This window comes from Acidovorax sp. (assembly GCF_027492855.1).
Classification (GTDB): Bacteria; Pseudomonadota; Gammaproteobacteria; order Burkholderiales; family Burkholderiaceae_C; genus Acidovorax.
The window spans coordinates 1-16,919 of sequence record NZ_JAPUDY010000061.1 but is presented as its reverse complement, the minus strand read 5'-3'; the positions used below and the strand labels follow the sequence as shown (position 1 = coordinate 16,919).

The following is a 16,919-nucleotide window of genomic DNA, read 5'->3' as shown; positions in this document are numbered from 1 at the left end:
TGGCGCAAAGCGGGTTCAGTGGCGGGCCGCACCAGGCGCGGGCCGTGCGCGGGGGCGCGGGGCGTCCAGCGGCTGGGGCAGCAGCGTGGCCACGGTGAGCTGGTCGTCACCAAAATATTTGGCGGCCACGGCCTGTACCTCGGCGGGCGTCACGGTGCGCAGCAGGGCCAAAAGGCGCTCGTTGGCATCAAGCGGAAAGCCCTGCACCCAGTTGCCGCCCAGCTCCTGCGCCTGGTTCATCACCGAGTCGCGCTCGTACACGGTGGAGGCGATCCACTGCGTCTTGACGCGGGTCAGCTCGGCCTCGCTCACGCCATCACGCGCCACGCGGGCCACCTCGGCGCGCAGTGCGTCTTCCACCTGGGCTGCCGTTTTGCCCGCGGCGGGCACGCCGCTGAGCATGAACAGGCTGGGGCCGCGCCCCGTGACCATGGCAGAGCTGCTGGCGCTGTCGGCCACGCGGTTGTCGCCCTGGGTCAGTGCGCGGTCGAGCCGGGCGCCGTCGTAGCCGTTGAACACGGCCGACAGCACCATCAGCGCCAGCGCATCGCGGTCGCCAGCGGCAAGGTTCTCCACACGGTCCAGGCTGGGCGCACGGAAAGCCAGCGCCACATAGGCCTGCTCGGCCGGTGCCTTGACGGCGATGCGGCGCAGCCCCTGCTGCACGGGCTCGGTGCGCGGCTTGCGCGCGGGCAATGCGTGCACGGGCAGGCTGCCGTAGTATTTTTCTGCCAGCGTGCGCACCTGCGCCACGTCCACATCGCCCGCCACCACCACGGCGGCGTTGGTGGGCGTGTACCACTGGCGGTGGAAGGCGCGCACGTCATCGGGCGTCATCGCGTCCAGGTCGCTCATCCAGCCCACGATGGGGCGGCGGTAGGGCGCTGCATTGAAGGTGGCGGCAAAAAGCTGCTCGGCCAGCATGGCGCGGGGCTGGTCTTCGGTGCGCAGGCGGCGCTCTTCCTTCACCACCTCGATCTCTTTCTTGAACTCTTCGTCCGGCCACTGGTTGTGGGCAAAACGGCCGGATTCGAGTTTCATCACGTCTTCAAGCCGGTTGGACGGAATCTGCTGGTAATAACCGGTGTAGTCGCGGCTGGTGAAGGCGTTTTCGCGCCCGCCCAAGGCCGCCACGCGGCGCGAGAACTCGCCCGGTGGCAGCGTTTTGGTGCCCTTGAACATCATGTGCTCCAGCACATGGGCCACACCCGTGGTGCCATCGACTTCGTCCATGGAGCCCACACGCACCCACACCATGTGCACCGCCGTGGGGGCACGGCGGTCGGGCTGCACGATGAGCCGCATGCCGTTTTTAAGCGTGAACTCCTGTGCGCCAGAGGCGGTGGCGGGCGTTGCCGCGCCGGGTTGAATCAGCGGTGGCGATGCCGCAAAGGCAGCCCCGCACGAGAGGCAGGCCATGAGGCCCAGTAGGGTGAAAGCGCGTTTCATAGAATGGGGTGATTCTAAGAACCCTCCAATGTTCAGTTTTTTCAAGAAAAAACCCGCGCCCGTCCCCGTCGACGCACCCGCCGCCGCCTTGCCGGTGGATGCACCGCCGCCCGCCACCCCCACGGCCCCTCCCCTGGCCGCCCCTGAACCCACAGCCTCGCCTGCGCCTGCCGCACCAGCAGTCGCAGCGCCGGTGGCAGCCACCCCGGCCCCAGAAGCGGCGCCGGAGCCCCCCGCTGTGCCCGTGCCCATGCCTGCGCCTGCAGCTCCCGCACCCGCGCCTGCTCCAGCCGCTTCCAGCTTTGGCTGGCTGCGCAACCCGTTTGCGAGCAAGGCACCCGAAGTGGCCGCCCCGCCGCCCGCTGCGCCGGTGGCCCCTGTCACACCAGCTACGGAGCCCGTTGCAACACCCCCTGCCGCTACCGCACCGGTCGCGACACCGGTGGCCGCGCCTGTGGTGGAAACACCGCCGGTGGCGCCACCGGCACCCGTTGCCCCGCCACCAGCACCTGTCGCGCCGCCCATTCCGGCGCCCGCGCCTGTCGCCATCGCTCCCGCCCCTGAACCCGCAGCACCGGCCCCCGCTGAGCGCAAGGGTTGGCTCGACCGCCTCAAGGCCGGACTGCGCAAAACCGGCAGCAGCATCGCCACCGTCTTCACCGGCACGCAGATCGACGATGCGCTGTATGAAGAGCTGGAAGAGGCCTTGCTGATGGCCGACACCGGCGTCAAGGCCACCTCGCACCTGCTGGCCGACCTCAAGCGCCGCGTGAAAGAGGCCAAGGCCACCGACCCTGCCGCCGTCAAAGGCCTGCTGGCCGACGCGCTGGCCGACCTGCTGCGCCCGCTGGAGAAATCCCTCGTCATTGGCGAGCACACCCCCACCGTGATCATGGTGGCGGGCGTGAACGGCGCGGGCAAAACCACCTCCATCGGCAAACTCACCAAGCACCTGGCGGGCGAAGGCGCCGCCGTGCTGCTGGCTGCGGCCGACACCTTCCGCGCCGCCGCACGCGAGCAGCTCGGCGTATGGGCCGACCGCAACACCGTCGAGATCGTGAGCCAGGAGGGCGGCGACCCCGCCGCCGTGAGCTTTGATGCGGTGACCGCCGGCAAGGCGCGCGGCAAGGACGTGGTGCTGGTGGACACCGCCGGGCGTCTGCCCACGCAGTTGCACCTGATGGAAGAGCTCAAAAAGATCCGCCGCGTGGTCACCAAGGCCGACGCCACGGCCCCACACGAGGTACTGCTGGTCATCGACGGCAACACCGGCCAAAACGCGCTGGCCCAGGTGCGGTCATTTGACGACGCGCTGCAGCTCACCGGCCTCATCGTGACCAAACTCGACGGCACCGCCAAGGGCGGTGTGTTGGCCGCCATCGCGCAGGAGCGCCCCATCCCCGTCTATTTCATCGGCGTGGGCGAAAAGCTCGAAGACCTGGAAACCTTCAACGCCCGCGAGTTTGCCCAGGCCTTGTTGGCCTGATACCCGAAACACCAAGAGTTGCCATTTTGCTATTAAATATATAGCATTTAGCGCTTATAGAATAAGCGCCAGATCGCTATTTCATTCATATTCCTCCCCATACCCACAACGCCCAATCCCCTGGGAACTTTGGGCTTAGCACTCGATCAGACAGAGTGCTAATATCTTGGTTTAGAGGAAAGGATTCCTGGAATGAACATTCAATCTGGAACCGCGACGATGACCCTGGCCCCCACCAACCCCTGGGCGCTGGTGCCTGCGCTCGGTAATCTGGACGCCTACATTTCGGCAGTGAACCGCCTGCCCCTGCTCACGCACGAAGAAGAGCAGACCTACGCGCGCCAGCTCAAGGACAACAACGATGTGGACGCCGCCGGTCGGCTGGTGATGTCGCACCTGCGCCTTGTGGTGTCGATTGCGCGCCAGTACCTGGGCTACGGCCTGCCCCATGGCGACCTGATTCAGGAAGGCAATGTGGGTCTGATGAAGGCGGTCAAGCGTTTCGACCCCGATCAGGGCGTGCGCCTGGTGAGCTATGCCATGCACTGGATCAAGGCAGAGATCCATGAGTACATCCTGAAGAACTGGCGCATGGTCAAGGTGGCGACCACCAAGGCCCAGCGCAAGCTGTTCTTCAATCTGCGCTCCATGAAGCAGGGTTTCAAGGCCGATGCTGCAGCGGCAGATGCCGCCACGCACCGCGATACCCTGTCCGAGCACGAGATCAACGCCGTGGCCGAACAACTGAACGTGAAGCGCGAAGAGGTCATCGAGATGGAAACCCGCATGTCGGGTGGCGATGTGCTGCTGGACCCCAGCCCTTCGGACGATGGCGAGCAGGCCTTTGGCCCCATCGCCTACCTGGCCGATGCTTCGCACGAGCCCACGACGATGATCGAATCGCGCCAGCGTGATGCGCTGGCCTCCGATGGCATTGCCACCGCCCTGGCCAGCCTGGACGACCGCAGCCGCCGCATCGTGGAGGAGCGCTGGCTCAAGGTCAACGACGATGGCTCTGGCGGTATGACGCTGCACGAGCTGGCTGCCGTGTATGGCGTGAGCGCCGAGCGCATCCGCCAGATCGAAGTGGCTGCCATGAAGAAGATGAAGAAGGCCCTGGCCGAGTACGCCTGAGCCTGCGCAGAGGGGCGTTAATATTGCCCTCTGCAGAAGTTGCCTCGCGGGGCCCCAGTTCTGGGGCCCCGCGTCGTTTTGGCCCCTGATTGATTGTTTCTGAGGAGATCCCGTTTCATGTTGTCACGCCCCGTCGTTTTCCGCCGTGCCTCGTTGCTGATCGCTTTGGCTGCCGCCGCTTCCCCCTGGGCCATGGCCCAGAACACAGGCAAATCCACCGCAGCCGCCGCGGCGGCCCCTCTGGCATGGCCCACCAAGCCCATCAAGATCATCGTGGGCTTTCCGGCAGGCTCGTCGCCTGACCTCACGGCGCGCACGTTCTCGGAGCCCCTGTCCAAGGCCCTGGGACAGCCCGTGATCGTGGAAAACAAGGTAGGCGCAGGCGGCAACATCGGCGCCGATGCCGTGGCCAAGGCGCGCGACGACCACACCATCGGCCTGATGATCAATGGCAACCTGACCATTGCCAAGCTGCTCAACCCCGCCGTGCCTTACAACCCGACCAAGGACCTGGCGCCTCTGAGCCTCATCGGCACCTCGCCCCTGATCCTGACCGCGCCCGTGAGCCAGCCAGGGGTTCCCGCCACCGCCAACGCCCACGATTTCTTCGTGGCGGCGCGCAATGCGGGCGACAAGTGGAGCTATGGCACGCCTGGTGTGGGCACCGTGGGCCACATCGGCACCGAGCTGCTCAAGTCGCGCAGCAACATCAATCCGGTGCATGTGCCCTACCCCGGCTACTCGCAGGTGGCCACGGCCATGCTGGGCGAGCAGTTGCAGATGGCGCTGCTGCCCCCTGCCCTGGCACAAGCCCAGGTGCGTGCAGGCAAGCTGCGCGCGATTGGCGTGACCTCGGCCGGACGCAGCCCACTGGCTCCAGATGTACCAAGCCTGGCGGAAGCGGGCATCCGGGGCTTCAACCTGGAGATCTGGAACGCCTTTGCCGCGCCATCGACCATGCCCAAGCCCATCCAGGCCAAGCTGGCCGTGCTGATCAGCGAGATTGCCCGCAGCGAAGATGTGCGTGCCAAGCTCTTTCAGCAAGGCTGGCAAACCGTGGGCTCATCGCCCGAAGGGTTGGCCAACCGGATCAAGGCCGACACCAATCTGCTGGGTGGTGTGATCGCGATGCGGGGCATCAAAGTGGAGTGATTCAGCGCGGCTGAGCCTGCGGCATTCCATTTGTTGCCGCACATAACAAACCCGGGTAAGTTCTTAGAACCTGCCCGGGTTTTTGCGTTCCTGGGCGCCATGACTGTCTTCACTTTCCCGGCCAAATGTCCGTTGCCACCGCTCCATGAAACCCGAACCTCTGGCCCGAAGCAGCGGGTGTGCGCAGTGCGCGGGGCAGCAACAATGCATGCTGGGGCGGCAGAGCGAAGACCGCCGCAGCAGGTGGGCTCCCTTGTTGACCGAACGGCCCATGGGCAAGGGCGAGCTGCTGCTACAGCAAGGGGAGATGCCCCTCACTTTCAGGATCGTGAAAACAGGCATGGTCATGCTGCTGTGTGGTGGCGAAGACCGCGTGGATCGGCCTATCGGGCTGTTTGGCCCCGGGCAGCCGCTGGGCACCACGGTGCTGGTCCAGCAGCCCGCCGCAGTGTCTTGCCGCGCCTTGACGCAGGGGCGGTTGTGCGAAGTGCAGGTGGCGGCTGCCGGCCAACAAGGCCTTTTCGATGAAGTGTTTCTGTGGACGCTGGCGCAGAGCTATGCGCAAACGATTGCGGGTGTGGCTGAATGGGCCCGCATCGTTCGCATCCGGGGCGTGCCGGGCCAATTGGCGGCCACCTTGCTGCAACTGGCCCGCCTGCAGCGCAGCACGCTGGTGCGGCTGCCCAGCCATGTGGTGCTGGCCGATCTGCTTTCGACCACGCGGGAAAGCATTGCACGCGCGCTGCGCCAGTTGGTGCTGCACAAAGGGCTGGTGCGCCGCGACCGCTGGCATTGCGAGATTGAGCGGGATGCTTTGCTCGCTCTTGCCTGCGGTCAAAAATCCGTCAAAAAAACCAAGCGGCGCACCCCGGCGGCACTACACCAACCCATCGTCGGCTGAAGGGGTTTTGCCCTGCAGCAATTGCACCACCTGCGCGGGCGCCACTGCGCGGGAAAACAGCCATCCCTGGTAGGCATCGCACCGAAAACCCGTCAGCAGGCGCAACTGTTCTGCGGATTCCACGCCCTCGGCCACCACATGCAGGCCCAATGTTTGCGCCAGCACGATGATGGCCTGCACAAGGGTGGCGTCGGCGGTGGTCTCCAGCAAGGGGAGCACGAACTCGCGGTCGATCTTGATGCGGGAGATTGGCAACTGCTTCAGGTAGGCCAACGAAGAATGCCCCGTGCCAAAGTCGTCGAGCGCGATGCCAACGCCCAGCGCCTGAAGGCGACTGAGCACGCGCCGGGCCTGCTCGGGGTCTGCCATGGCTTCCGACTCGGTCACTTCGACCTCAAGCAGATGGGGCTGGGTCCCGTGCAATGACAGGCTGCGCTCGATCTGCTCGACCAGGTCCGTCTGGCGCAGCTGCTGCACGGACAGGTTGACGGCCACCCGCAGCGGCATCCCGGCCTCAGACCAGGTGGCGATCTGCTGGCAAGCCGTATCGAATACCCAGGCCCCCATCGCCAAGATGAGGCCCGTGGCCTCGGCCACAGGGATAAAGCGGTCTGGCGGTATTTCTCCGAGCAAGGGGTCGGTCCAGCGCAGCAACGCCTCGACCCCTTGTATACGGCCCGTGGCCACCTCGATCTGGGGCTGGTAGTGCAAGGACAGCCCGCCACAGGTCAGCGCCATTTTGAGACGCTCATACAGCTGCAGCTTCTCGGCCATGCGAAGCCCCAGGTTCGGCGCATAGAAGGCGTAGCGGGCGCGGCCCGACTCCTTGGCGTGGTACATGGCCATATCGGCATAGCGCATGAGCGTTTGTGCATCCTGCGCATCGGCGGGGTACAGGGCGATCCCCAGACTGGCGCCAAAATCCAGCTCGAAGCCATGCATCTGGTAAGGCTGGCACAAGGTGTCGAGCAGCTTGGCCGCTACCTGCTCTGCCTCTTGCGGCCGGTTGATTTGGGGGAGCAGCGCGGTGAACTCGTCCCCACCCAGCCGGGCCAACGCATCGCCCGCACGCAGCACGCTCTTGAGTCTGCGCGCTACCTCCAGCAGCAACTGGTCGCCTGCGGCATGGCCATAGCCGTCATTCACGGCCTTGAAGTCGTCCAGGTCCAGCAGCAGCAATGCAAAGGACTGGCCCGAGCGTGCCGATTCGGCAATGGCCTGTTCGAGCCGCAGGCTGAATTGCCAGCGGTTGATCAGGCCCGTCAATGTGTCATGGGTGGCCTGGAAGTGCATCTGTGCCTCCAGCCGCCGCATGTCGGTGATGTCGCGCACGAAGGCTACCGCCGTGCCGCCATGGACCTCGGTGTGCCCCAGTGCGATGTCCACGGGCACGGAGCTGCCGTCCTTGCGCACGAGCCAAAGGTCGCGCCCCATCCCCATGGGGCGGCGCGAGGGCGTGCAAAAGTAGCTCTCCAGATACTGGGAATGGGCACTGCGCATGGCCGCAGGCAAAAAGATGTTGACTGAATTGCCGCACAGCTCATCGGCCGAATAGCCGGAGATGGACTCCATCGCGGCATTGACCATCACGATGCGGCCGCTGCGGTCCACCAGCAGGATGCCGTCGGGGGCCGCACTCATGGCCGCCAGGATCAGGGAGCCATTGCCCCCCGCCGACCACGGACGGTCGCCCTGGGCTGCATATACGTTCGAACGCATGAAAGCGCGGGCCTTTCGCGGAGCGGGAGATGATCGGGCGCGGGAGCCGCTTGCGAATGCCGCACCCAGCGCATGGGCAAGCCATCTGCCCAAAGCTCCGGGTCGGACGGCTGAAACCAATCCCGATGATCAGACCAGAATCGCCGTGAAGAAAACCTGACAAGCACTGGCGACTTGCGGCCAATGTGACGCGCATCGCATTCTTGCGCCTCTGCATGCGGCAAATCCGCGACAAGCGCTGTGGCGCGCCTGCCTGCACAGGCAAGCGCCCAGGCGCCCTGGGCTCAGCCCGCTTCGCCGAGCAGCGCCTTGACGTCAGCGCCCAGGGCCTGCGCGCCGCTGCCGTAGCGGGTGTAAACGCGCAGGCGCCCCGCCGTGTCGTACACGTAGCTGCCGGCCGAATGGTCCATGGTGTAGCTGGTAGGCGTCTTGCCATCGACCTTCTTGAAATAGATCTTGAAGTCCTTGGCAACGGCCGCGAGCTGCTGGGGCGTGCCGCTGAGCGCCAGAAAGCTGGGATCGAAATTGGCCATGTAGGCCTTGAGCACTTCAGGCGTGTCGCGCTCGGGGTCCACGGTGACGAAGATGCCTTGCAGGCGGTCGCCGTCCTTGCCCAGCATTTGCTTGACCTCGGCCAGCTCCTGCATGGATGTTGGGCACACGTCCGGGCACTGTGTGTAGCCAAAGAACACCACCACCACCTTGCCCGCAAAGTCCGTGAGATGGCGCGCCTGGCCGTTGTGGTCGGTCAGGGGGATGTCGCGGGCGTAGTCCGCCCCGGTGACGTCCACGCCGCGAAACTCGGTCTTCTTTTCAGAACATGCACTAAAAAGGCCAGCAGCGCTTATAGATAAAGCGCTAATAGCTATTATTTTGATAGCATTTCGTTTGAACATGGTGTTTACAGCACGTAGTGATCCACCAGCAGGGCGGCAAAAAGCACGCTCAGGTGGATGAGGGAAAAGCGGAAGGTCTTGCGCGCCAGCGCATCCGAATAATTGCGCCACAGCGCAAAGCCGTAGCCGCAGAAGCCCGCAGAGAGCAGCACGGCGGCCGCCAGGTAGATCCACGAGCTCATGCCGTAGATGAAGGGCATCAGGCAGCCCGCGAACAGGATCAGGGTGTACAAAAACACCTGCAGCCGCGTGAACTCGTTGCCGTGTGTCACCGGCAGCATGGGCAGGCCGGATTTGCGGTAGTCCTCCACCCGGTACAGCGCCAGCGCCCAGAAGTGCGGCGGCGTCCACAGAAAGATGATGAGGAACAGAATGAGCGCCTCGGGGCCCACATCGTTCGTCATGGCTGCCCAGCCCAGCACCGGCGGCATGGCGCCCGATGCGCCGCCGATCACGATGTTCTGCGGCGTCAGCGGCTTCAAGATCACGGTATAGACCACCGCATAACCCACGAAAGTGGCAAAGGTAAGCCACATGGTCAGCGGGTTCACCCAAAAGTACAGCAGGGCCGAGCCCGCGCCGCACAACACGGCCGAGAACAGCAGCGTCTGCGCATTGGACAGCTCGCCCTTGGCCGTGGGGCGCCAGGCCGTGCGCTTCATCTTGGCGTCAATGCCCTGCTCCACGATGCAGTTGAAGGCGGCTGCCGCGCCAGCCACCAGCCACACGCCCAGGCAGGCCAGCGCCATCAGCCCGAGTTGTGCTGCGCTGGGCAGGCCGGGCACGGCCAGCACCATGCCGATCAGGGCACAAAAAACGATGAGCTGCACCACGCGGGGCTTGGTCAGCGCATAGAACTGCCGCAGGCGCGATGGCGCAACGGCAACGGCGGGGGGAGCAACACTCATGCAGATACTCTCGATGCGCCCGATGGCGCAGAAAACTCTTGGCGCGCGGGCGCCGCGCGGCTGGACACCAGGGCCCAGGTCAATACCACCACCAGGGCCGCAGCACCGCCGGTGTGCAACACGGCGGCCACCAAGGGCCAGTCCAGCACCACGTTCGATAGCCCTGTGACCAATTGCAAAGCTGACAGGCCCGCCAGCCACCGCGCCTGTGCGGGCAGCGCGCCGCTACGGTGCAAGCGCCAGGCCAGCCAGCCCAGCGCCGCCAGCACCACATAGGCCATCAGGCGGTGCACGTAATGGATGGCTGTGAGGCCTGCAAAACTGATGTGGCTGCCGTCCTGCAGCATGCCCAGCTTGCGCCAGACCTGAAACCCCTGGGCAAAGTCCATGGCAGGCCACCAACTGCCCTGGCAGGTAGGGAAGGTGGTGCAGGCCAGCACGGCGTAGTTGGTGCTGACCCAGCCACCCAACACCACCTGCAGCGCCAGCAGCAGCCCCGTCAGAACCACGCCCCAGCGCAAGGCGGACGAAATCACCGTGGACGAGCGGCCTTGTGCCGCATGCGCATGGCGCACCGCCTGCACGCACAACAGCGCCAGCAGCACGAGTCCGCCAATTAAATGCAAGGTGACGATGGCGGGAAACAGCTTCATCGTCACGGTGAGCGCGCCAAACGCCCCTTGCAGGCACACCCACAGCAGCGTCACCGTGGGCCACCAGGGGCTCAGGGGCGGCGCCTCGGCAGCGCCCCGCAGGGCTCGGCGCTGTTGCACCCAGGACGACACCGTGATCACGATGATGAGCACGCCCACGCCCGTGGCCAGGTAGCGGTGGATCATCTCGACCCAGGCCTTGCCGTGCGTGACCGGGCCGGTGGGCATGGCCTCTTGCGCCGCCGCAATTTCTGCCCGCGCGCCCACCGGGCTGGCGCTGCCGTAGCAGCCAGGCCAGTCGGGGCAGCCCAGGCCCGAATCCGTGAGCCGGGTAAAAGCGCCGAACAGCACCAGGTCAAAGGTCAGGAACAGGGTCAGCACCGTGAGTGCCTGCAGGCGCCGCATGGACGAACTGCGGCGGTTGCGCACCCACACCCAGGTCAGCGGGCCCAACGCAATCACCAGGCCCAGGAGCATGAGCTCCAGCACGGGCGCCAGGTCGTAAAGCGGCTGCGTATCGCTCATGCTCATGGCTTGGCGGGCCGCCCCGCCTCATCCCACGACGAGGACGCGCGCAGCAGGCGCTCCAGGTCGCGCTTGGCTTTGGCGGCCCCGCTAGCATCCATGCCGGCAGGAAAACGCATCATCCAGTTGCCCATGGGGTCCACCACATACAGGTGGTCGGCCAACTGCTGGCCTGCAGCAGGTGCCAGCCAGGCATTGAGCGCAGCGCCATCCACGCGCAGCACCGTGGCTTTTTGCAGCGCGGGCGCCAGTGCATCGGCCACCGGAGCGTTGTCGTTGACCAGCCAGACCCAGTCCACACGGTCTTTCTCCTTGCCCAGGCTTTCGCGCAACTGGCGCTGCAGGTACAGGTGCTTCTGGCAGGCCGCATCACAATCGCCGCCCGCCACGCTCACCAGCAGCCATTGGCCCTTGAGCGATTCCAGGGGCACCGGGGCACCACCCAGCGTGGTGGCCGTGAGCGCGGGCGCGGTGCGCTGGGGGTCGATCAGCTCCCCATGGTTGCGGCGGCCTTCGGGCCGGATCACGTAGTAGGTGAAATACGAGGCAATGACCGGCGCCGCACAGATCATCAGCACGCCCAGCATCTTCCAGCGGCCATGGCGTGCGCGCTGAGCGGTGGCCACGGCGTCGCCCGCTTCGGGCAGCGTGTGCACGGTCAGCCCGAGCGGGTGCTCGGCATGGGCACGGGCCTGCGAGTCAGGCGGCAGGCTGGCTGCGCGGGCGAATGAACCGTCGGACGATTTGGAACCAGACATAAAGAATTGCCATCAGGCCACAGAGCCCGAACCATTGAAATGCGTAACCGTAGTGTTTATCGACGCCTGCGCCCACCACGGGCCAATCGCGTTGCAGGCCTTCGCCAGCTTCGCCCGTCTGCAGCACCGTGAGAGGGGCGAGCGCCAGGCCGGTTTCGGTGCGAAACGCGGCCAGGTCGAGATTTTGCCGGATGCGGGAAGACCCCTCGGCACTATCGCCCCGCTCAAACTCGTACAGGCGTGACGGCGCGGCCGCCACACGGCCCTGCACCCGCACCACGGCGTCCTGCGGCGTCTGCACCTGGGGCAGTTGCGTGCGGTCCTGAAAATTGCGTGGCGCCCAGCCGCGCTGCACCAGCACCACACCGGGGCTGGTGCCGTTCAATTGCAAGGGCGTCAACACAAAAAAACCAGGCCGTCCCTGCATCTGGCGGTTGTCGAGGTAGACCGTGTGCTCTGGCAACCAGCGGCCTTCCAGAACCACTTGGCGGTGCACCTGGGCCTGGGCTTCGTCTGCAGGGCCTGCGGCCAGGGACAGCAGCGCACGGCCATCCATAGCAGGCATCTGGCCGCGTGCATCCAGCGTGGCCTGCAAGGTCTCTTTTTCCGCGGCGCGCGACAGTTGCCAACGCCCGAGCGACGCCGTGACCAGCATGCCCGCCACGGTCGCCAGCGTGATCAGCCAGAAGCGCAGGCCCACAGGACGGCGGAAAGTGGTCACGGGATAATGTGCTCCATGAAATACCTCGTAGTGCTGGCGTTCATCGCCATTTTGGCCAGTCTGGCGTCGGCCCTGTTCTTCATGATGCGCAATGGCCGTGACGACAAAGGCAAAGGCAACCACATGGCCAAAGCGCTGGCCGTGCGGGTGGGGCTTTCCATCGTGCTGTTCCTGTGTATTTTGATCGCCTGGCAACTGGGCTACATCCAGCCGACCGGACTGCCTGCAACATCCCGCTGAACCCTCTTACGCCGTACCGCCCAACAAAAAAAGCGCCTCGCGGCGCTTTTTTCATGGTGCCGTGCCCTGCTTACATCCAGTAAACCAGCACGTACAGGCCCAGCCACACCACGTCCACGAAGTGCCAGTACCAGGCGGCGCCTTCGAAGCCGAAATGCTTGTCGGCCGTGAAATGGCCTTTTTGCAGGCGCAGCGTGATCACCAGCAGCATCAGCATGCCCAGGAACACGTGGAAGCCGTGGAAGCCCGTCAGCATGAAGAAGGTGGAGCCAAACACGCCCGAGTTGAGCTTGAGGTTCAGGTCGGTGTAGAGGTGATAGTACTCATAGCCCTGTACCAGCAGGAAGACGAAGCCCAGCAGCACCGTGGCCCACATGAAGGCAATAGTCTTGCCGCGATGGTTTTCGCGCAGTGCATGGTGGGCGATGGTCAGCGTCACGCCCGAGGTCAGCAGCAGCGCCGTGTTGATGGTGGGCAGCCAGAAGGGGCCCACGGTCTGGAAGGGCTCCACGATGCCTGCGGGCGAAGCCGTGGCGCCGGCAGCGATGCTGGGCCAGACGGCCTTGAAATCGGGCCAGAGCAGTGCGTTGTCCAGGCTGCCCAGCGCAGGCACCGAGTGCGCGCGTGCCCACCACAGGGCTGTGAAGAACGCGCCGAAGAACATCACCTCCGAGAAGATGAACCAGCTCATGCTCCAACGGTATGAGAGGTCGATCTTGTGGCCGTACAGGCCGCCCTGGCTCTCGCGGATGGCATCACCGAACCACTGGTACAGCGTGAACAACCACCACACCAGGCCCAGGGCCAGGGAATACTTGCCCCAGTCATGCCCATTGATCCACTGGCCTGCGCCAAGGATGACAAAGAACAGACCAATGGCCGCCATCACCGGGTGACGCGACTCGGCAGGCACATAGTAGTACGGGGTTCCGCCGTGGGTTGATGCACTCATTTCAGCTCCTGACTCTCAAAATCTTTGTTTTTCAGCTTTGTTGTCGATACGGTTCCAACGACCCATTCATACCGGCTCAGACCACCCAGTTCACCACCGCGATCAACCCGACCACGATGAGAACCACGGCCATCAACCCCACCGCGATGATGTGCAGCGGGTTGATTTTCTCGACATCCTTCTGGTACTCGCTGCCCTTGCGCAAACCGATCAGCGACCAGGCCACGGCACGCACAGTGCGCAGCAGCGAGCCCTTGCGCTCCAGCGGCGTCGCCGCCACGGGTTGCTGCTCCACAGGGGTTTTCATGATCCGGCTCCCAGCTGGGCGGAGGAAGGCAGCACAACGGCCGCAGTGGATTCGGGGGCTGCGGGGGTCTTACCCCCTACCTCGAAAAATGTATAGGACAGCGTGATGGTCGTTACGTCCTTGGACAAGCGCGGGTCGATCACGAAGGCCACGGGCCATTCCTTCTTCTCGCCAGGCTCCAGCACATACTGGTTGAAGCAGAAGCACTCCAGCTTGTTGAAGTGGGCGGCTGCCTGGCGCGGCGCGTAGCTTGGAATGGCCTGCGCAGCCATGCGGCGGTTCTGCACGTTCTGGAACTCGTACATCACCGTGGTCAGCTCGCCAGGGTGCACCTGCACCGAGCGCTGCGCGGGCTTGAAGTCCCACGGGCCACGCGCATTCGCGTCAAACTCGACCGTGATGGTGCGGGTCTTGTCCACCTGCGTGTTCGCGGGCACCTTCACGTCTTTGCCTGCCACGCCGTTGCCCGGCACCTGCCGCTCGGACAGCGACAGGATGTTGATGCCCGTCAACTCGCAGATGTGCTTGTAGATGGGGATCAGCGCATAGCCGAAGGCGAACATACCAGCCGCAATCACGACCAGCTTGCCGACCATCTTGACGTTTTCGCGGTACAGGCTCATGGCGGTGGCGGGCTCAGCGAGACAGGAAAACCACCTTGACCATGAACCCGACAAAGAACACCACCGCGATGGACGCCAGGATCAGCGCCATCCGCAGGTTGCTCTTCTTTTGCTCGGGGGTCATGGACATGGCCATCAACCAATCACGCGGGTAGCGGTAGCGTCCAGCTTGGGCGGGTTCTCAAAGGTGTGGAACGGTGCGGGCGAAGGCACTTCCCATTCCAGGCCCTCAGCGCCATCCCAGGGCTTTTGCGGGGCTTTTTCACCCTTGCCACGCATGGCGGGCACAACCACAGCCAGGAAGAAGTACACCTGTGCCAAGCCAAAGCCCAGCGCGCCCACCGAAGCGATCGCGTTGAAGTCAGCGAACTGCATCGGGTAGTCAGCGTAGCGGCGGGGCATGCCGGCCAGGCCCAGGAAGTGCATCGGGAAGAAAGTGATGTTGAAGAAGATCAGCGACGACCAGAAGTGGATCTGGCCACGCGTTTCGGAGTACATCACGCCCGTCCACTTGGGCAGCCAGTAGTACACGCCCGCGAACATGGAGAACAGCGAACCTGCCACCAGCACGTAGTGGAAGTGGGCCACCACGTAATAGGTGTCTTGCAACTGGATGTCGATGGGCGCCATGGCCAGGATCAGGCCGGTGAAGCCGCCCATCGTGAACACGAAGATGAAGCCCACTGCGAACAGCATGGGGGTTTCAAACGTCATGGAGCCGCGCCACATGGTGGCGATCCAGTTGAAGATCTTCACGGCCGTGGGCACGGAGATCAGCATGGTGGCGTACATGAAGAACAGCTGGCCGGTCACGGGCATGCCGGTCGTGAACATGTGGTGGGCCCACACGATGAACGACAAGATGGCGATAGACGAGGTGGCGTACACCATGGAGGCATAGCCGAACAGCTTCTTGCGGGAGAACGCGGGCACGATCTGGCTGATGATGCCGAAGGCCGGCAAGATCATGATGTACACCTCGGGGTGGCCGAAGAACCAGAAGATGTGTTGGTACATCACCGGGTCACCGCCGCCAGCGGGATTGAAGAAGCTGGTGCCGAAGTGGCGGTCCGTCAGCGTCATGGTGATGGCGCCAGCCAGCACGGGCATCACGGCGATCAGCAGGTACGCGGTGATGAGCCAGGTCCAGGCGAACATGGGCATCTTCATCAGCGTCATGCCGGGGGCGCGCATGTTCAGGATGGTCACGATGATGTTGATCGAGCCCATGATGGACGAAGCACCCAGGATGTGCATCGCGAAGATGCCGGCGTCCATGGAGGGGCCCATCTGCAGCGTCAGCGGCGCATACAGCGTCCAGCCTGCGGCAGGCGCGCCACCGGGCATGAAGAACGATGCCACGAGCATGATGGCCGCAGGAATCATCAGCCAGAAGCTGAAGTTGTTCATGCGTGCGAAGGCCATGTCGGATGCGCCGATTTGCAGCGGGATCATCCAGTTCGCAAAGCCCACGAAGGCCGGCATGATGGCGCCGAACACCATGATCAGGCCGTGCATGGTGGTGAGCTGGTTGAACAGCTCGGGGTTGACCAGTTGCAGGCCGGGCTGGAACAGCTCGGCGCGGATCAGCAGCGCCAGGACGCCGCCCACCATGAGCATGGTGAAGGCGAACAGCAGGTACAGCGTACCGATGTCCTTGTGGTTGGTGGCGTACACCCAGCGGCGCCAGCCGGTGGGGCCGTGGTGGCCATGGTCGTCGTGTGCGTGGTCGCCAGCATGCCCATGGTTGTCGAGAACTGCGCTCATTTTGGATTCCTCAATACGATGGGGCGATGATTACTTGCCGCGCTGGGCCACGATTTCAGCCGGTTGCACCAATTGACCGGTCTTGTTGGACCAGGTGTTCTTGGTATAGGTGACCACGGCAGCGATATCGGTGTCGCTCAGTTGCGCCCATGCGGGCATCGCGCCATTGGCAGCGCCCTTGAGCACAACCTGGATCTGCTTGGCATGGTCGGCATCGACCACGATGGCCGAACCGTCCAGTGGCTTGATCGGGCCTGCACCCTTGCCGTTGGCCTGGTGGCAGGCCGCGCAGTTGGCGGCATAGACCTTCTCGCCACGCTTCATGATGTCGTCCAGTGTCCAGACCTTGGAGGGGTCGTCCAACTTGGCGGCAGCCTTCTTCTTCTGGTCAGCCACCCAGGCGGAATAGTCCTCGGCGGACACCACCTTCACGTGGATGGGCATGTAGGCGTGTTCCTTGCCACACAACTCGGCGCACTGGCCGTAGTAGTCGCCGATCTTCTCGGCACGGAACCAGGTGTCGCGCACAAAACCGGGGATCGCATCCTGCTTGATGCCGAAGGCAGGCACCATGAAGGCATGGATCACGTCATTGGCCGTGGTGATGATGCGGATCTTCTTGTTGACCGGCACAACCATCGGGTTGTCCACCTTGAGCAGGTAGTCGGCAGGCGCGTCCTTGACGTTGCCGCTGTCGGACATCACGCGGTGGCTGCTGTCCAGCGTGG

The 16,919-nt window shown here is 64.4% G+C and carries 18 protein-coding genes; 5 read left to right on the top strand and 13 right to left on the bottom strand.

All coding sequences use genetic code 11. The annotated features are described in order from the left end of the window. Positions 1 to 15: 15 nt before the first annotated feature. Complete coding sequence (locus tag Q0105_RS11780) at positions 16 to 1,449, bottom strand: pitrilysin family protein (RefSeq protein WP_298211952.1); 1,434 nt, start codon at positions 1,447 to 1,449, stop codon at positions 16 to 18. Positions 1,450 to 1,699: 250 nt separating this feature from the next. Here Q0105_RS11780 and ftsY point away from each other — a divergent pair, with 250 nt between their 5' ends. The 4 genes from ftsY to Q0105_RS11760 all read left to right on the top strand — a co-directional run bounded on the left by ftsY (position 1,700) and on the right by Q0105_RS11760 (position 6,122). Continuing rightward, positions 1,700 to 2,935, top strand: coding sequence for a signal recognition particle-docking protein FtsY (gene ftsY / locus Q0105_RS11775; RefSeq protein WP_366145925.1), 1,236 nt, complete (start codon positions 1,700 to 1,702; stop codon positions 2,933 to 2,935). A 192-nt stretch (positions 2,936 to 3,127) separates the two neighbouring features. Beyond that, complete coding sequence (rpoH, locus tag Q0105_RS11770; protein WP_298211949.1) at positions 3,128 to 4,069, top strand: RNA polymerase sigma factor RpoH; 942 nt, start codon at positions 3,128 to 3,130, stop codon at positions 4,067 to 4,069. A 117-nt stretch (positions 4,070 to 4,186) separates the two neighbouring features. Then, positions 4,187 to 5,221 carry a tripartite tricarboxylate transporter substrate-binding protein gene (locus Q0105_RS11765; RefSeq protein ID WP_298211947.1) on the top strand — a complete coding sequence of 345 codons (1,035 nt, stop codon included), beginning with the start codon at positions 4,187 to 4,189 and terminating at the stop codon, positions 5,219 to 5,221. A 145-nt stretch (positions 5,222 to 5,366) separates the two neighbouring features. Then, positions 5,367 to 6,122, top strand: a complete 756-nt coding sequence (locus Q0105_RS11760) for a Crp/Fnr family transcriptional regulator (RefSeq protein WP_298211945.1) — start codon at positions 5,367 to 5,369, stop codon at positions 6,120 to 6,122. Here Q0105_RS11760 and Q0105_RS11755 read toward each other — a convergent pair. From Q0105_RS11755 to Q0105_RS11730, 6 genes are all read right to left on the bottom strand, one after another. Continuing rightward, positions 6,099 to 7,841, bottom strand: coding sequence for an EAL domain-containing protein (locus Q0105_RS11755; protein ID WP_298211943.1), 1,743 nt, complete (start codon positions 7,839 to 7,841; stop codon positions 6,099 to 6,101). The two genes, Q0105_RS11760 and Q0105_RS11755, sit on opposite strands and share 24 nt — an antisense overlap. A gap of 284 nt (positions 7,842 to 8,125) precedes the next feature. After that, entirely contained in the window at positions 8,126 to 8,737 is a 612-nt protein-coding gene (locus Q0105_RS11750) for an SCO family protein (RefSeq protein WP_298211941.1), read from the bottom strand. Between the two features lie 5 nt (positions 8,738 to 8,742). Beyond that, a complete protein-coding gene (cyoE, locus tag Q0105_RS11745; protein ID WP_298211939.1) occupies positions 8,743 to 9,645 on the bottom strand; it encodes a heme o synthase in 903 nt (300 codons plus the stop codon). Next, positions 9,642 to 10,823 carry a COX15/CtaA family protein gene (locus tag Q0105_RS11740; protein ID WP_298211937.1) on the bottom strand — a complete coding sequence of 394 codons (1,182 nt, stop codon included), beginning with the start codon at positions 10,821 to 10,823 and terminating at the stop codon, positions 9,642 to 9,644. Before Q0105_RS11740 ends, cyoE begins: the two co-directional genes overlap by 4 nt. 2 nt (positions 10,824 to 10,825) lie before the next feature. Then, positions 10,826 to 11,581 carry a hypothetical protein gene (locus Q0105_RS11735; protein ID WP_298211935.1) on the bottom strand — a complete coding sequence of 252 codons (756 nt, stop codon included), beginning with the start codon at positions 11,579 to 11,581 and terminating at the stop codon, positions 10,826 to 10,828. Next, positions 11,523 to 12,302: an SURF1 family protein gene (locus Q0105_RS11730; RefSeq protein WP_298211933.1), complete on the bottom strand. Its 780-nt coding sequence runs from the start codon at positions 12,300 to 12,302 to the stop codon at positions 11,523 to 11,525. Before Q0105_RS11730 ends, Q0105_RS11735 begins: the two co-directional genes overlap by 59 nt. Before the next feature lie 15 nt (positions 12,303 to 12,317). On the opposite strand from Q0105_RS11730, the gene Q0105_RS11725 reads away from it, so the two are divergent. Further along, on the top strand, positions 12,318 to 12,542 hold the full coding sequence (locus Q0105_RS11725) for a twin transmembrane helix small protein (protein ID WP_298211931.1): 225 nt from the start codon (positions 12,318 to 12,320) through the stop codon (positions 12,540 to 12,542). Between the two features lie 70 nt (positions 12,543 to 12,612). Here the strand turns inward: Q0105_RS11725 and Q0105_RS11720 are convergent, their stop codons facing one another. The 6 genes from Q0105_RS11720 to Q0105_RS11695 all read right to left on the bottom strand — a co-directional run. Continuing rightward, positions 12,613 to 13,494: a cytochrome c oxidase subunit 3 gene (locus tag Q0105_RS11720; protein WP_298211928.1), complete on the bottom strand. Its 882-nt coding sequence runs from the start codon at positions 13,492 to 13,494 to the stop codon at positions 12,613 to 12,615. Positions 13,495 to 13,570: 76 nt separating this feature from the next. Next, a complete protein-coding gene (locus Q0105_RS11715; RefSeq protein ID WP_298211926.1) occupies positions 13,571 to 13,801 on the bottom strand; it encodes a DUF2970 domain-containing protein in 231 nt (76 codons plus the stop codon). After that, a complete protein-coding gene (locus tag Q0105_RS11710) occupies positions 13,798 to 14,424 on the bottom strand; it encodes a cytochrome c oxidase assembly protein (protein WP_298211924.1) in 627 nt (208 codons plus the stop codon). Before Q0105_RS11710 ends, Q0105_RS11715 begins: the two co-directional genes overlap by 4 nt. Positions 14,425 to 14,437: 13 nt before the next feature. Beyond that, complete coding sequence (locus tag Q0105_RS11705) at positions 14,438 to 14,548, bottom strand: cytochrome oxidase small assembly protein (RefSeq protein WP_298212035.1); 111 nt, start codon at positions 14,546 to 14,548, stop codon at positions 14,438 to 14,440. Positions 14,549 to 14,559: 11 nt separating this feature from the next. Next, entirely contained in the window at positions 14,560 to 16,191 is a 1,632-nt protein-coding gene (ctaD, locus tag Q0105_RS11700; RefSeq protein WP_298211923.1) for a cytochrome c oxidase subunit I, read from the bottom strand. 30 nt (positions 16,192 to 16,221) lie between these two features. Continuing rightward, positions 16,222 to 16,919 (bottom strand): c-type cytochrome (locus tag Q0105_RS11695; RefSeq protein ID WP_298211920.1); only part of this gene is annotated, 698 nt, incomplete at its 5' end.

What these genes read in the sequence shown, in the direction of transcription:
- Q0105_RS11765 (WP_298211947.1), top strand. Translation starts at nt 4,187, where the DNA reads ATGTTGTCACGCCCCGTCGTTTTCCGCCGTGCCTCGTTGCTGATCGCT.
- Q0105_RS11755 (WP_298211943.1), bottom strand. Translation starts at nt 7,841, where the DNA reads ATGCGTTCGAACGTATATGCAGCCCAGGGCGACCGTCCGTGGTCGGCG.
- cyoE (WP_298211939.1), bottom strand. Translation starts at nt 9,645, where the DNA reads ATGAGTGTTGCTCCCCCCGCCGTTGCCGTTGCGCCATCGCGCCTGCGG.
- Q0105_RS11740 (WP_298211937.1), bottom strand. Translation starts at nt 10,823, where the DNA reads ATGAGCGATACGCAGCCGCTTTACGACCTGGCGCCCGTGCTGGAGCTC.
- Q0105_RS11715 (WP_298211926.1), bottom strand. Translation starts at nt 13,801, where the DNA reads ATGAAAACCCCTGTGGAGCAGCAACCCGTGGCGGCGACGCCGCTGGAG.
- Q0105_RS11760 (WP_298211945.1), top strand. Translation starts at nt 5,367, where the DNA reads ATGAAACCCGAACCTCTGGCCCGAAGCAGCGGGTGTGCGCAGTGCGCG.
- Q0105_RS11750 (WP_298211941.1), bottom strand. Translation starts at nt 8,737, where the DNA reads ATGTTCAAACGAAATGCTATCAAAATAATAGCTATTAGCGCTTTATCT.
- Q0105_RS11710 (WP_298211924.1), bottom strand. Translation starts at nt 14,424, where the DNA reads ATGAGCCTGTACCGCGAAAACGTCAAGATGGTCGGCAAGCTGGTCGTG.
- Q0105_RS11705 (WP_298212035.1), bottom strand. Translation starts at nt 14,548, where the DNA reads ATGACCCCCGAGCAAAAGAAGAGCAACCTGCGGATGGCGCTGATCCTG.
- Q0105_RS11725 (WP_298211931.1), top strand. Translation starts at nt 12,318, where the DNA reads ATGAAATACCTCGTAGTGCTGGCGTTCATCGCCATTTTGGCCAGTCTG.
- Q0105_RS11780 (WP_298211952.1), bottom strand. Translation starts at nt 1,449, where the DNA reads ATGAAACGCGCTTTCACCCTACTGGGCCTCATGGCCTGCCTCTCGTGC.
- Q0105_RS11735 (WP_298211935.1), bottom strand. Translation starts at nt 11,581, where the DNA reads ATGTCTGGTTCCAAATCGTCCGACGGTTCATTCGCCCGCGCAGCCAGC.
- rpoH (WP_298211949.1), top strand. Translation starts at nt 3,128, where the DNA reads ATGAACATTCAATCTGGAACCGCGACGATGACCCTGGCCCCCACCAAC.
- ftsY (WP_366145925.1), top strand. Translation starts at nt 1,700, where the DNA reads ATGCCTGCGCCTGCAGCTCCCGCACCCGCGCCTGCTCCAGCCGCTTCC.
- ctaD (WP_298211923.1), bottom strand. Translation starts at nt 16,191, where the DNA reads ATGAGCGCAGTTCTCGACAACCATGGGCATGCTGGCGACCACGCACAC.
- Q0105_RS11720 (WP_298211928.1), bottom strand. Translation starts at nt 13,494, where the DNA reads ATGAGTGCATCAACCCACGGCGGAACCCCGTACTACTATGTGCCTGCC.